Source organism: Bifidobacterium goeldii, from assembly GCF_003951095.1.
GTDB classification, from domain to species: domain Bacteria; phylum Actinomycetota; class Actinomycetes; order Actinomycetales; family Bifidobacteriaceae; genus Bifidobacterium; species Bifidobacterium goeldii.
Genome location: NZ_QXGL01000005.1, coordinates 112,151 through 127,096, shown reverse-complemented (window position 1 = coordinate 127,096; position 14,946 = coordinate 112,151). Strand labels below are relative to the sequence as shown.

At 59.4% G+C, this 14,946-nt stretch carries 10 protein-coding genes; 6 read left to right on the top strand and 4 right to left on the bottom strand.

The window, feature by feature from the left end:
* Positions 1-129: 129 nt before the first annotated feature.
* Together D2E25_RS08175 and D2E25_RS10500 are read right to left on the bottom strand one after the other, a co-directional pair.
* Complete coding sequence (locus D2E25_RS08175) at positions 130-1,680, bottom strand: MFS transporter (protein WP_164514776.1); 1,551 nt, start codon at positions 1,678-1,680, stop codon at positions 130-132.
* Between the two features lie 52 nt (positions 1,681-1,732).
* Positions 1,733-1,927, bottom strand: coding sequence for a hypothetical protein (locus D2E25_RS10500; protein WP_164514775.1), 195 nt, complete (start codon positions 1,925-1,927; stop codon positions 1,733-1,735).
* Between the two features lie 118 nt (positions 1,928-2,045).
* Between D2E25_RS10500 and D2E25_RS08170 the strand changes: the two genes are divergently transcribed.
* The 3 genes from D2E25_RS08170 (at position 2,046) to D2E25_RS08165 (ending at position 9,103) form a co-directional block, all read left to right on the top strand.
* Positions 2,046-6,968, top strand: a complete 4,923-nt coding sequence (locus D2E25_RS08170) for an Ig-like domain-containing protein (RefSeq protein WP_164514774.1) — start codon at positions 2,046-2,048, stop codon at positions 6,966-6,968.
* A 306-nt stretch (positions 6,969-7,274) separates the two neighbouring features.
* Positions 7,275-7,400, top strand: coding sequence for a hypothetical protein (locus D2E25_RS10805; RefSeq protein WP_277599952.1), 126 nt, complete (start codon positions 7,275-7,277; stop codon positions 7,398-7,400).
* 443 nt (positions 7,401-7,843) lie between these two features.
* On the top strand, positions 7,844-9,103 hold the full coding sequence (locus tag D2E25_RS08165) for an OFA family MFS transporter (protein WP_125981674.1): 1,260 nt from the start codon (positions 7,844-7,846) through the stop codon (positions 9,101-9,103).
* Between the two features lie 165 nt (positions 9,104-9,268).
* On the opposite strand, the gene D2E25_RS08160 is transcribed toward D2E25_RS08165, so the two are convergent.
* Together D2E25_RS08160 and ahpC are read right to left on the bottom strand one after the other, a co-directional pair.
* A complete protein-coding gene (locus tag D2E25_RS08160; protein ID WP_125981673.1) occupies positions 9,269-11,170 on the bottom strand; it encodes an FAD-dependent oxidoreductase in 1,902 nt (633 codons plus the stop codon).
* A gap of 78 nt (positions 11,171-11,248) precedes the next feature.
* Positions 11,249-11,812, bottom strand: a complete 564-nt coding sequence (ahpC, locus tag D2E25_RS08155; RefSeq protein WP_125981775.1) for an alkyl hydroperoxide reductase subunit C — start codon at positions 11,810-11,812, stop codon at positions 11,249-11,251.
* 250 nt (positions 11,813-12,062) lie between these two features.
* On the opposite strand from ahpC, the gene D2E25_RS08150 reads away from it, so the two are divergent.
* From D2E25_RS08150 to D2E25_RS08140, 3 genes are all read left to right on the top strand, one after another.
* A complete protein-coding gene (locus tag D2E25_RS08150) occupies positions 12,063-12,731 on the top strand; it encodes a carbonic anhydrase (protein ID WP_125981671.1) in 669 nt (222 codons plus the stop codon).
* 99 nt (positions 12,732-12,830) lie between these two features.
* Positions 12,831-14,138: a hemolysin family protein gene (locus tag D2E25_RS08145; protein ID WP_125981669.1), complete on the top strand. Its 1,308-nt coding sequence runs from the start codon at positions 12,831-12,833 to the stop codon at positions 14,136-14,138.
* 233 nt (positions 14,139-14,371) lie between these two features.
* Positions 14,372-14,851, top strand: a complete 480-nt coding sequence (locus tag D2E25_RS08140; RefSeq protein WP_125981667.1) for a Dps family protein — start codon at positions 14,372-14,374, stop codon at positions 14,849-14,851.
* Positions 14,852-14,946: the final 95 nt, after the last annotated feature.

Below are 14,946 nucleotides of genomic sequence, written 5' to 3'. Positions count from 1 at the left end.
TAAGATAATTATGCGATTTCCGGCGTGTCCCCGCTGTTTGCAATACAAAAAGCCGCCTGGACCATCATCCAAGCGGCTTTTTGCTGCTATACCAGCGATATCGTCAATAATCAGCGCAAACGCGCAGATTCACGCCTTATGCGCCACGTTAATAACATTGTTGTGCCCCCAGCACTGCTCATATGGCATACCAGTCAGGCTTTCTACCAATGTGCGCGTCTCCGGCGTTACATCATCCATCGAACCGCCGTCGCGCAAACGCGCAATTTCAGCGAGCAGTTGCTCATGATTCTCGCGATTCAAGCGCAAACGGAACGTGAACACAATACCGACGATACAAATCGCAATCGGCACGAACGAGAACAAGCATGCGAGCGCAAACACCGTCTGCGGAGGCTGCGATTGCGCGCCTTCCACGAATCCAGTCGCCTCCAGCACAAGCCCGATCACAATCGTCTCCGCGGAGGAGAAAATATCGTCAATCGTTGAATTAATAGCGGCATACTGGCCTTCGCGGCGTTTCGAGGTAATAATCTCATCAACGTCAGGAATGAACGTATAGGTGTACTGCGTGGCGTTCACTACGCCGGTAATACCGAAGTTCATAAACAAGCCAAGGCCAATGTACAGTACCGCGCGCGTGCCTGTTGGTATGCTGCTCGCGGTCATTGCCAGCGCAAACATTGCGAGGAATACAAAGATCACTTCAACGCCGCCAAGCCGGTACGCTCGCGGGCCGCCGATTTTCGCTGTCACCCACATAAAGAAACCCACGCACGCGATGCCAAACAGCAGGTTCACGCCGGTGGCCAGCGACACGGTTTGCGGATCGAGCAGCAGCACGAAGATCACAAAATACGTGTTGAGTGTGCCACGCACCGTACGGAACATTTCCTCAGACAAGTACAGGCCAAGATAATTGCGGAATTCCTTGACTTTGAGCACCGAGAGGAAGTTCCATACCACTGAAACCAAGCGTTTGCCCGCGCCGATATGGCCGGCAGTTCCGCTAGTGCCTTGCGTACCGTTTCCGTCTGCGTCGGAGACATTGGTGGATTCGTCGAACGGGCGCTCCTGGATGGACAGGAATCCGAGCATCAGCACGGCGGTGCCGATAATGCCGTACAGCAACGCCATGTTGAAGTACGATTCCCAGTTGTCTTTGCCCCAGATGGTGAACAGGTAGACATTCAGCACTGACAGGAACGTGCCGCCGATTGCGCCGGCGATCTGGTTGACGCCGACGAGCTGCGCGCGCTGAGTCGGGTTTTCGGTCATCTCACTTGGCAGGCCGTACTGCACGGTGGTGATACCAGCGAAGAACGCCCAGTACAGCAGGTTTGCGAAGAAGTAGACCGGGATCGGCAGGTTAGGAATCCACAACAGCAGATAGAAGACGAAGTTCGCGGGGATTGCGAAGATCAAAATCGAACGGCGACGGCCGAAGCGGCGACCGAGCGCGTTGCGGTACATACGGTCGGAGATATAGCCCCAGACCGGGCCGATTACGGAAGCGACGATTTTGCCTGTGGCGATGAGCACCGCAGTAACGGCCATTGATACGCCCAGGAATGTGGTGAAGTAGAACATCTGCCAGGTCACGATCATCGTCTGCATAACGTATGACAGTGAGAATGTGGAGTAGCCGAGCTTGGCTTTCCATGACAGTTTTGCAATCAATGGGCGGTTCGCTCCTTGAGAGTCAGACATCATCGTCCTTTCGTATTCCTGCTCAATCTTTGAAGACCGGGTACTGCTCGAATGCGCACACCATTGCGTGTATCGATTGCACTTCATCGCACCCCTGCGACACGCCGTTGCCTCGGTCGACTTTTTCGTTGTGACCAAACTCTATCATCGATAAGATTTTAGCGCCATCCACGGCGTTTCTAAATTGTGAAATATCAAGGTTTATTACCAATCTCATCGATGAGATGATATGCTATGGATTGTTCCGATTTGCCGGGCTCCTACGGCAGGACCCCGGCAATCAATACGCAATGTCGCACATGCTCGCTCATCACACAAGTCATGGAGGTCTTCAGATGACGACAGACACCACGCTGAACCCTACTGAGTTCGGCTCCCGTAACAACAACTTCGACCGCGGCTGGCGCTTCTTCCGCGGCACACCCAACGGCGCTGAAAAACCCGCCTACGACGACAGCGAATGGCGCGCCGTCACACTGCCGCACGATTACGGCGTCGAAGGCAAGTTCTCCCGCAACGCCCGCGCAACGGTCGGCTACCTCAAGGTTGGCGAAGGCTGGTACCGCAAGACTTTCGTCGCGCCGCAATCCCTCGCCGGCAAGCGCGTCACCTTAGACTTCGACGGCGTGATGGACCGCGCCGAAATCTGGCTCAACGGCGAAAAGGTCGGCGAGCACCATTACGGCTACACCGCCTTCAGCATCGACCTGACCGGCAAGCTCAAGCTCGGCGAAGAGAACGTCATCACCGTACGCTCCAACAACGAGGAGCCGAGTTCGCGCTGGTACGCCGGCGCCGGCATCTACCGCGACGTGACGCTCACCGTCACCGAGCCGGTCCATGTCGCTCGCTTCGGCACGCAGGTCACCACGCCGACGCTCGAAGCCGACGTCAAGCAGGGCGTCGCCAACGTGCACGTCGCCACGATTATCGCCAACGAAACCGCCGAAGACGCCGCCGTCACACTGCGCAACGAGATCCTCGACGCGGACGGTAACGTTGTCGCCGCCGCTGATACTCAGGTCACCGTGCCAGCGAACACGCCTGACACCACGCACGCCGCCGCGCACTACGACGATGCGAGCGCTGCCAACCGCTACGAGCAGGTCATCGCCGTGCCGGATCCGCGCCTGTGGAGCACCGCCGACCCGTACCGCTACACGCTGCGCACCACCGTGCTCGCCGGCGATGCCGACGCGGATGCCGAGGCCGCCGCACCTCTCGACGCAGTCGAGGCCAAGATCGGCCTGCGCTGGATCACGCTCGACCCGGCCTCTGGCCTGTATCTCAACGGCGTGAACATGCGCGCTCTCGGCATGTGCATGCACCACGATCTCGGCGCGCTGGGCGCTGCCACCTACCGCCGCGCTGTCGTGCGTCAGCTTGAAATCCTGCGCGACGCGGGCGTCAACGCGATTCGTACGAGCCACAACCCGTGCTCGAAGGTGTGGGCTGAGGAGTGCAGCCGTATGGGCTTCCTGCTGCTCGAAGAGCTCACCGATATGTGGACCGCGCCGAAGAACCGCAACGATTACAGCAACTACTTCGCTCAGGATTATCCGGAGGATCTCGCCACGATGATTCTGCGCGACCGCAATGAGCCGTGCGTGTTCATGTGGGGCATGGGCAACGAGGTTGCTTGGCAGGAGGCTGAGATTCCGATCGCCGCCGACCTGACACGCCGTTGCCACCTGCTCGACCCGACCCGCCCGAACTCCGTCAACGACGCCTCGTACCTGTCCAAGGGCATCGACGGCATTGGCAACAAGATCCACGAGCAGATGGACGTGCGCGGTTACTCCTACATCAACCGCGATCAGATGGAGAAGGTGCACGAGAAGCACCCGAACGACGTGATCCTCAACTCCGAATCCGGCAACTGCACGCCGTGCCGTGGCTTCTACGTGCACCCGACGATCCTCACCGACGAATGGCAGCTGCGCGGCCGCGACTACCCGTTCGCCAAGGGTCGCCAGCCGTGGAAGGAGGACACGTACGAAATCTCCGACTACAACGTCACCACGAACCGCGGCTACCCGCTCGATATCGCGTTCGACCGCCTGGTGAACCTGCCGTTCAACGTCGGCGAGTTCGCGTGGACCGGCTTCGACTACATCGGCGAGCCGGCTCCGTACATCTCGAACTTCTACTGGAACAAGCCGGAGATGCCGGAATCCGACGGCACTGTGCTGGCTCCGCTTCGCTCCTACTACGGCATGGTCGACACGGCCGGCTTCCCGAAGAACCCGTGGTGGCTGTACAAGGCGCTGTGGACTGACCCGGACGATGCACCGATGGTGCACCTGCTGCCGCATTGGAACTGGGACGAGGGCGAGTCCGTGGCCGTGTGGGCGTACACGAACGCCGCTTCCGCTGAGCTGTTCCTCAATGGACGTTCGCTGGGCAAGCGCGAGTTCGAGTCGCATGAGGCCACGTTCCACCTGAGCAACAAGTACGCGGACAAGCCGTTCGAGTACCGCTACCAGAAGGACGGCAACGAGCCTAAGCAGCTGACCCTGCAGTGGGAGGTGCCGTTCGAGCCGGGCAAGGTCGAGGTCGTCGCGTACGACAAGGCCGGCAATGTGGTGGCACGCGATGCGATCGAAACCGCTGGCGCTCCGGCTGGTATCAAGCTGATTCCGGATCGTCACGTGATCGATGGCGACGGTCATGATCTGAGCTTCATCGAAGCTGACGTGATCGACGACGCGGGCGTAATCGTGCCGCGCGCAAACGACGAGATCACGTTCCACGTGGAACATGGCGTGCTGCTCGGCACCGATAACGGCTATCAGGCGAACACTGAGCCGCTGCAGTCCCCCATGCACTCCGCCTACTCCGGCAAGGTGCTGGCGATCGTCGCCTCCGACGGCTCCGGCAAGCCGATCCGCGTGACCGCCACCGCCAAGGGCCTGCGCAGCGACACCGTGAGCGTGTTCACCGTCAACTCGGTCTCCTCGGCTGCCCAGGATGCCGTGCTCGAAGTGCGCGATGCCGCAGTGCGCGTGCGTGCCGGTGAGACCCCGGCGCTGCCGCAAACCGTGACCGCGTTGCTTGCAAACAACACCACCGCCGAAGTTCCGGTTGAGTGGGCCAACGCCGAACTGCTCGACAAGGTCGCCGCAGCCGAAACCGAATCCGACGCACAGTCCTTCGTCATTGATGGCGAAGCTGCTGGCTTGCCAGTGCACGCAATCGTCACCGTTGCACATCCGATCTCCGCGCGTCCGGTCACACTGGCTGTTGCAGCTGATGCCGACGCCGCAGCGGCGCTCCCAGCCCGCGCGATGATCGTCTTCGACGACGGTAGCGAAACCGACGCTCCGGTCGCATGGGCACCGGCCGCTGACGGCACGTTCAATGGCACTATCGAAGGCTACGATCTGCCCGTCACCGCCACCGTGCGCACGCTCGACTCCGCTGACGAAGCCGCGCACGACACGACCGACCTCGCGTCGATCACCGTGGATGGCAAGCCGCTCGCCGACTTCGCTGCCGACACGCACCGTTACACGCTGCACCGCGCGTACACTGACCCGGCGCCGGTGATCGAAGTCACCGCGGCCGATAACGCGACCGCGTACGTGGTGCCACCGCTGCACTACCCGTACGGCTCGTACGTCGTGCGCGTCACGTCTGAAGATGGCGAACAGCACGGCTCGTATGCGCTCGACCTTGACGTGCCGCCGGCACCGGTTGCCGAAGTGACGCTGGTTCCGCCAGCCGCCACGGTAACCGAGGATGAAACCACGCAGTTGACCGTTGCCGCTACCGACGAGGTCGGACGCCCGATCGAACTGGCAAACAACGCTGAAGCTACGGTCGCATTCGCGTCCAGCGACGAATCTGTGGCTGGTGTGAACGCGGCAGGCACGGTGGAAGGCCGCCTTTCTGGCACGGCTCACATCACCGCAACCGTTACCTACGGCGGCGTTACCAAGACCAGCACGCCGGCAATCGTTACCGTTGCTGCCGGCAGCGAGCCGAAGACGCCTACTAACGTGCGTATTTCCGATGTGCGCACGCTGGCGGGTACTGCGCCTGAGCTGCCTCAAACGGCAACCGTCACGTTCGATCACGGTGTTGACGCACCGCTGCCGATCGCTTGGGAACCGGTGCCAGCCGACGCGTTCGCACACGCTGGCGAGGTTACGGTTAACGGCACGCTGGCCCGCTTCGACACCACGGTGACGACCACGGTGCACGTCGTCGAGGTCGCAGCTGTACAGTCCGTGGCGTTGGCGACGATCACCGGTATTGAGCCGCTCGTGCAGGAAACTGTGCCTGAGGTCACCGTCTACTGGTCTGATGGCGCAAAGGAGCAGCGCGAAGTCACGTGGGATGCTCCCGAGGCGGCCTCGTACAGCCAGCCGGGCGCTTTCACGCTGCTTGGCACGGTCGAAGGCATCGCGGAGAAGGCTGTGGCACACATTCGCGTGACCGACGAGCACGAGCAGAACCGCGATCTGTTCTCGTACCGCAACGACGTCTACCCGCAGGTGCGCGCTTCCTACACCAACCCTGATCCGAAGGCGCAGGAGGATAGCTCGCTGCTCATGGACGGCATCGTCTCGTACACGCCGCGCGTAGGCTACAACCTGAAGAACCGCTGGTCTACCACTGGCGACCCGTCGCGCACCGCATGGCTCGAGTACCGCTTCGGCTACGGCGAGGAGACGCCGTTCATCCTCGGCGCGTTCACCGTGTACTACTGCCTGGACGGCGAGAACGTGGCGCTGCCGGAGCATGTCGGTGTCGAATATCTCGACGCGAACGGCGACTGGCAGCCGGTGCGCAACCTGCACGTTGCATCGCACCCGGTCGAGCAGACGAACGACGCCGCATGGGTGTACGCGACGGTCGGCGATAAGCCGGGTTCGTCGATGTCGTCGAAGGGCGACGAGACGACCTACTCGTTCGACATGGTGCGCACGTCGCGCATTCGCATCACGTTCGAGTCGGCTGAAGGCTCGGTTGTGGCCATCACTGAGGTGCGTGGTGACGCGCAGATTCCGGCGCTGCATTCCGATGCGACGATTTCCGGCTTGACGGTGGATGGTGCTCCGCTCGCCGACTTCGACCCGGCAACCGAAACCTACCACGTGCCTGCTGCCGACGGTAAGGCTCCCGCTGTCGAAGTGCTGCCGAGCGACTCGAATGCGGCGGTAACCGTGATTCCGGGCGCCAATGGCGCTCAGGTTGTGGTTGCTTCTGAAGACGGCACCGCGACTCGCACGTACAGCGTCATCGCTGAGTAACGAACTGCCCCACCGTTAATCGTCATGTACTCCCGACAACCAAATGAGGTGATGCCTATAGGTCCAAGTCTGATTCGCTGATTACAGCCATCGCATTCCTGCTCGCCGATGGCTGTTTAGCCTCCGCTCCAACCCCGCGGAGGCTTTTTTATTGCTGTTTTTCGAGGCCGATATTGACGATTTACTGAAAACTGTCACAGAACCGTAACGTTTGTTCAACCTCAGATTGACACAGCACGCATATGATGTCATATGACATTGATCGGAAGAGCCGATCAAAGAGCAAAATAAGGGGGTGAAATAATTATGAAGTTCATGGATTACATGAAGCAGGGCCTCGTGATGAACGGCTTCGCTAACATGCCGTACGTCAACAACGAAATGGCGAAGACTATGATTCAGATCCCTCGAGAGTACGAGCAGAACAAGTGATGATAGTTCGGCATATTGCCGATCATCATCAAGCGCAGCCGATGGCGGCGATATTCGAGGACAATGGCGTCCGCTTTTTACTCTTTTTTTGCTTTGTACCATCACTATGTACGCGCAATCACGACATAGACGCGCACGCAGTGATGATTCAACGCCTTCAACCATCACTCAGTGCGCGCTGACAGCACGATTGCGCGCACGCAGTGACGGTACATCAGCCCCGTAATCATTGTGAATAATCTCACGCAATACTCCACTGTACAGCGCGCGCCGATAGCACAAAACGGTGGTATAGTGCTGATTGTCGGCGTTGACAGGAGACAGCAACGCCGACAAAACGCACACCGAGGATGTTCAGTCAGGAGAATGTGCGCACGGCGGGAAGTCTCCTACGGCACCGGCTGATATGACACCATCGTCAGCTACGAAAGGACCCAGCCCGCATGGCACGTCTCGCCGCGAATCGTTGGACCAGCGCCATCATTCCAGCACTGCTGATTCATATTCCGATCGGCACCGTCTACTGTTGGAGCGTATTCAAGCAGCTGATCGCCGATCAGCTCAACGCCAGCCCGTCCTCGGTGGAGTGGGCGTTTTCGCTCGCCATCTTCTTCCTTGGCATGTCTGCCGCATTCGCCGGGCCGATGGTAGAGAAGAACATCAAGCAATCCGCGCTCGTGTCGATGATCTGCTTCGTAGTCGGATTCGCTGGCACAGGCGTGAGCATCGCGCTGCACTTTCTGCCGGGCGTGTTCATCTGCTACGGCGCGATCATGGGCATTGGATTGGGCGTTGGGTATCTGACGCCGGTCAAAAACCTGATGCTCTGGTTCGCGGACAATAAAGGCCTTGCGACTGGCATCGCGGTCGCTGGGTTCGGCCTAGCTAAGGCTATCGCTAGCCCGATTATGGAATGGCTGATCGGCACGATTGGTTTGGTCGGCATGTTTTACGTACTCGCCGCAGTGTACGCAGTGATGATGCTCGGCGGATTTCTGCTTATTCGCCGCCCGGCCGGCTGGGTGTACGATCCAGCCGTCTCGCATGTGAGCCGCCGCACGATCATGACCAAACCCGTATTTTGGGGCATTTGGATCGCGTTCTATCTCAACATCACTTGTGGCCTGGCGCTTATTAGCCAGGAGAAGGACATTCTGCACGATGTGCTGCAATCGTTCCCGCAGTACGCGGGACTGAACCAGAGCGAGCTGGCCGCCGCGATCGCCGGCATTATCGGTCTCGTACTCGCCGTCGACGCCGTGTTCAACGCAGCCGGACGCATCGGATTCTCCACGATCTCCGATCATCTCAAGCGCCGCGAAAGCGTATATCAGATCATCTTCGTCATGTCGATTGCCGTATGCGTATTGCAGGTGGCGCTCAACAGCATTGATAACGCCGTGCTGTGGGCAGTGTTGGCCATGCTGTTTCTCATTAACGCGGGCTACGGCGGCGGATTCTCTACGCTGCCGGTGCTGCTCGACCAGCATTTCGGCACGAAAACTGTGTCGACCACGCACGGCTTGACCTTAAGCGCATGGGCGTTCGCGGGGTTGAGCGGCAATCAGCTGGCGTCGTTCGTAGTCACGCATGCGCCCGATCAGGCGCACCGATATGCGGCTCTCATTCCCGTGATTACCGCGCTGTATGTGGTGGCACTGGTGAGCGCGACCTTGGTCAAGCGCGCGAGGCGTCAGAGCTGAGTGCAGTCCGCGCTCATTACAGTTCTTCGCATTTTGGCATGCACGATGCGCGTGCGGTGAGCTGGTTGCGTATTGGACGCCGGTTGCATTAATTGTGGCTACGCTCCCCCAGTCTTCGCTACGCTCAGCCAGCCCCCTCAGCCGAGGGGGCTAGTATGGCATGCCTTACGCACCAATCAGGCTGAGCATTTGCGGCACGCTCTTCTTGCCGAACTCGACCTTCTGGCCGCCGTCAGGGCGATTGATCACAATGCACGGCACGCTCATTGCACCGTATTCGTCCTTCAGCTCGGGGAAGTGCGAAATATCGTAGGCCTCCGCGCGCACACCGGGGTTAAGCGAAGCGATGCGCTGCGAGGCGAGCACTGTCTCCGGGCACATCGTGCAGGTGAGCGACACCAGAATCATGATGTCGGTCGGCGCAGCCGACACCGCACGCTCGCGCAGGTCGTCATCGATCGGCTGGCCTGGGCCGGCCGCGTTGTACAGACCAAGCACGAACGAGTTGAACTCGTGTCCGCTCGGCACACCATGGAACGCGAGACCAGTCGCCGTCAGTCGACCAGCGCTCTCATCCCACACGCACAGTCGAACCGCAGGGCGGGCAACCGGCAGCAGGCCAGCCGGGTCAAACTCAGCACGGCCAGAATCGTCGAGCGTACCGTACGTCGGCAGTTCAGCACCATCAGCGAGCGCAATAACCGCAGGCTCGCCAACTACCAAGCCGGTCGGCGCACTCTCACCGTCGACTGCACTCACCAATCCGGCTGCGTCAATCGCCACCGAGTTCAGCTTGCCGCCGGACAGCGCGACCATCTCGCCGATAAATCCTTGCAATTCCGCGGATAGCGGGGTGTCATCCAGTTCCAGCGCGAGCGTAACCGGTCGGGTCATGCGGCCGAACACAACACCGAGCTGCTGTTTGATCGCCGCAGAGAACAGTTCGCCAGGCTTCTTTGCAGCCTGTGCGGTTGCCGCCGCGGCATCCGCACTGCGCTTTACCGGTGCGGGAGCAGGCGTAGTGCCAGCGTTCGCGGCCGCCGTCGCAGTTGTCGCCGCATCGACCTCAGCCTGTTCATATGCGCTTGCAGTCGGGCGCGGCGGAATCAGACCCGTCTTTTCGCTCATCTGCTTTGCATAGCGTTCGAGTTCAACGGCTGCGATCGCACCGTCAGCAGTCGCAGTGACCACTTGGCGCAGGTTCTTCACGCGCAGATCGCCAGCCGCGTACACGCCTGGCACTGACGTCTCCAAGTAGCCATGCGTGACCACGTAGCCGTGATCATCAAGCTCAACAACACCGCGTACCAGATCGGTTGCCGGCACGTAGCCAGCGAATACGAATACGCCGAATGTGCCGTTATCGGCCGGCTTCCACGTGGTAGTCTCGCCGGTTTCGACATTGCGGATTGCCGCTTCGCGCAGGCCACCCTGACCGGCGGTCACACCGTCCAAAACCGTGTTGTAACGTACTTCGATCTTCGGGTTCTTCTTCGCCTCAGCTGCCACGGACGCGTCACACGTGAAGTCCGGTTCGCGCACGAGGACCGTGACTTTGCTCGCGTACTTGGTGAGGAACACGGATTCCTCGGCCGCTGCGAATCCGCCGCCGATAACGAGAACTTCGCGCCCGGTGAAGAACTCACCGTCGCAAGTAGCGCAGTAGGCTACGCCGCGGCCTGCATACTCCGCCTCACCCTCGAAACCGAGCTTGCGTGGGCTTGCACCAGTGGCAAGCACAATGCCGAATGTGCGCAGATCGCCGCGCGAAGTGTGCACGGTTTTGATATCACCGTCGACATCAAGCCCCGTAGCTTCTGCAGAGAGGAACTCAGCGCCAAAATCCTTAGCCTGCTGGCGCATAGTGGCCGTGAGCGCACGGCCAGTAGTACGACCGACGCCCGGGTAGTTCACCACCTCATTGGTAATAGTGATCTGCCCGCCAAAATCATCCTTTTCAAGAATCAGCACACGGTAGCGCGCACGCGCGAGGTACAGGCCCGCGGTGAGACCCGCCGGGCCGCCGCCGATCACCACCACGTCGTACAGATTGCTGGTGTCAGTCATACAAAGCTCCTTTACACCGACAAGAAACACAGATAAAAACGGCTACCTCATGTGAGGGAGCCGCAGAAAACGTCACGATCAGAGCAGACCAACCAGGTCGAGGCTCGGCTCGATGGTGTCCTCACCCGGCTGCCACTTGGCCGGGCACACCTGATCGCCGTGCTCGTACACGAACTGGGAAGCCTGCACGCGGCGCAGCAGCTCATCAGCGTTACGGCCAACGTTGGAGGAAATCACTTCGTAGGCCACAACCTTGCCCTCAGGGTTCACAATGAAGTCGCCACGCTCAGCCATGCCGTCAGCCTCGTTGTAGGTGTCGAGGTCGCGCGCGAGCAGCGCGGTCGGGTCGGCGAGCATCGGGTACTGAATCTTGGCGATCTTCTCGTTTGCGTCATGCCATGCCTTGTGCACGAAGTGCGTATCGCAGGAGACGGAGTAGATTTCGCAGCCGATCTTCTTGAAGTCCTCGTACTTGGCGGCGAGGTCCTCAAGCTCAGTCGGGCACACGAACGTGAAGTCAGCCGGGTAGAAGAAGAACACGGACCAGTGGCCGAGCACATCCTCCTTGGTCACCTCGTGGAATTCGTTGTTCTGGAAGGCTTGAACCTTGAAATCGGTGAGTTCGTGCTGCAGCAGGGTCATCATCGTTCCTTTCGAAAAACCGTTGGTATCGAATCATCTTCATCGTATCCTGTTCACTGCAGGCACGCCGAACAAATATGCCGTTGGCACGTATGAGGAACATCACACCGTTAGCGAGCGCCAATCTGCCAGCGATGTTGGCGACCGGCGAACGCCGACGTTCACTGCCATCTGAGGGCGGTAAGATAAGCGCAGACTGACCTACCGACTTACGGAAACTTACGGAATGACGGAACCCACGGAGGTACTCATGGCAGAGGAATCGACCGCAAACGCAACATGGAGCCGTATGCTCGCCGGCAATCGCAGGTTCGCTGAAGGCAAACCGACCCACCCGTGGCAGGATCGCGAAACCCGCGAATCGTTAATCGACCGGCAGAATCCCGATGCAGCGGTGCTCAGCTGCTCGGATTCGCGCGTGCCTCCGGAGATTGTGTTTGATGCGGGGCTGGGCGACCTGTTTACTGTGCGCACTGCTGGCCAGATGATCGACGACTCGGTGGTGGCATCGCTGGAATACGCGGTAGCAAAACTGCATGTGAGCCTGATTGTGATTATGGGTCACGAGGGTTGCGGTGCGATTGACCTGGCTACGCGCGAATTGGATGATCTGATCTCCTCGGCGACGGAAGACCCTGCGAGCTCGCTGGAAGCCGCAGATGCGATGGATGATTTGGACGAGCGCATTCTTGAAGCCGATTCGATTATTCTGCGCACGGTAGGCTTGTCGATCTGGCAGGCGCGCGAGGCTGAGGTTGAAAGCCATGAGGATATTGAACGCGTGCATATTGCGCACACGATCGAGGATCTGGTGACGCGTAGCGAGATTATTCAGGACGCGCTGGCGCATGATCAGCTGATGATTGTCGGCGCGCGCTACCAGCTATCTACCGGCAAGGTTGAGGTGCTGAGCTTCTAAGAGCTTTCTTCTAAGGTTTTGCGGCCGTAAGTCTGTCTACTTGCTCACCCCTGTGCAGACTTACGGCCGTTTGACGTGCCGCTCCCCTAGAGTGGAGGTATGTCACTTGGCTTAAACATCCTCCTGATCTTTGTATTCCTACTATTGGGCTCGATTTTCTCCGGAACCGAACTGGCGCTGGTCTCACTGCGCGGCTCGCAAATCGACCAGATGGAGCAGGAGGATGCACGCGGCGCGCGCGTGGCCAAAATCGCGCGTGATCCAAACACGTTCCTATCAACCGTGCAGATTGGCGTGACGCTGTGCGGCTTCCTGTCCGCATCGTTTGGTGAATCGTCGATTTCCCCGTACATTGTGCCGGTTATTGAAGGCTGGGGTGTGCCCGCGCACATCGCCGCGCCGCTGACGACCATCTCACTGACGCTGATTATCTCCTACTGCTCGATCGTGATTTCGGAAATGGTGCCGAAGCGTATCGCTATGCAGCGCACTGAGCAGATTGCGCGCGCAGTAGTGCCCGCGATCGATATTTTCGCGACGATCTGCCGCCCGATTATTTGGCTGATTGGTAAGAATACGAACGGTATTGTGCGTCTTCTTGGCTTCGACCCGAACGAGACTGAAAGCGAAGTTTCCGATGACGAGTTGCGCGTGCTGGTGAACACGAACACGCGCCTGAGCAAAGACGAGCGCACGATTCTTGACGATGTGTTCGACGCTTCCGAGACGATCGTGGCTGAGGTAATGCGCCCGCGCGCTGACGTCGTGTTTCTTGATGGCGCTCAGCCGCTGGATGAGGCCGCCGCGTATGTGCGCGATCAGCCGTATTCGCGCTACCCGGTTACTGGTAAGGATTTCGATGATGTGATCGGCTTTGTGCACGTGCGCGATCTGCTCGATGTGCGCGATCCGAACGCGAAGACGGTGGCCGATGTGACCCGCGAGGGTATTTCGCTGCCGGGTACGTCGAAGCTGCTGCCGAGCCTTGAACTGTTGCGTAAGCGCGGTATTCACCTAGCTGTGGTTATCGACGAGTATGGCGGTACTGACGGTATTGTCACGCTTGAAGATATGACTGAGGAGCTGGTGGGCGATATTCGCGACGAGTACGATCTACCTGACCAGCCGGGCGGCGAGCGCAAGCAGCGTACGGCGTTCGTTAACGGCGTGGCGACGATTGACGGCGGCATGACTATCGAAGACTTCGATGATCTCACCGGCATCGAACTGGATGATGGCCCGTATGAGACGGTGGCCGGCTACTTCCTTGCGCACACTGGCAAGATGGGCGCAGTCGGCGATGTGCTGCATTCTGATGATGGCTACGACATGGTGGTTACCAAGGTGGATGGTCGCCGTATTGAGACGATCGAAGTGCGTAAAGCAGCCGAGGCAACGTCTGAGTGACGCGGAGCGTGACCGGGAGCGTTGTGCGCGTGATGGCGATATCGTAAAACGTTGAAATATCAAGGTTTTACGATGCGGTTTCTGAAGGTGTAGCGCTCCCGGTCACGCTCCGGCGGTAGGAATAGGGCACTGTGGGTTACGCCACTTCTCCCCCGCGCATGGCGCACAGCCGCAACGCGTAGAATGGACATACTTGGTTCCCATAAGGAGCCACCAATCGAAAGGAGCAAGTTATGACGCTTGCATTCGTTGTCCCTGGACTTGATGAGGCCACGTCCGAGAAGGCTATCGCGATTCTGCAGAATCGACTGAGCCAGGAGCAGGAGGCTGCGCTGGTGTTGAAGCACGCGCACTGGAACGTGACCGGCCCGAACTTTATTGCTGTGCACGAGATGCTTGACCCGCAGGTTGAGGTAGTGCTCGCGCAGGCTGATGAGACGGCTGAGCGCATCGCCACGCTGGGTGGCACTCCGGACGGCCGCGCGGACGCAATCACGCGCAACCGCACGTGGAAGCCGTTTGACGTTGAGGGCCGCGCTGGTACTGAGCAGTATCTTGAGGCGCTGATCGAGTACTACGACGCGTTTATTGCCGACGACCGCCGCGCAGTGGCCGAGCTGGACGAGCTGGACTTTGTCAGCTCCAACATCATTCAGGACCACGTGCAGGAGCTTGAGAAGTTCCAGTGGTTCATGCGCTCTCATCTCGCGTGAATCCGGCGTAGGGTCTGCGCACGAGTTTTAGGGTCTGCACATGATGAATCCATGTGCAGACCTTTTTTCTCCTCGATAATCTCCTCGATGGTGTG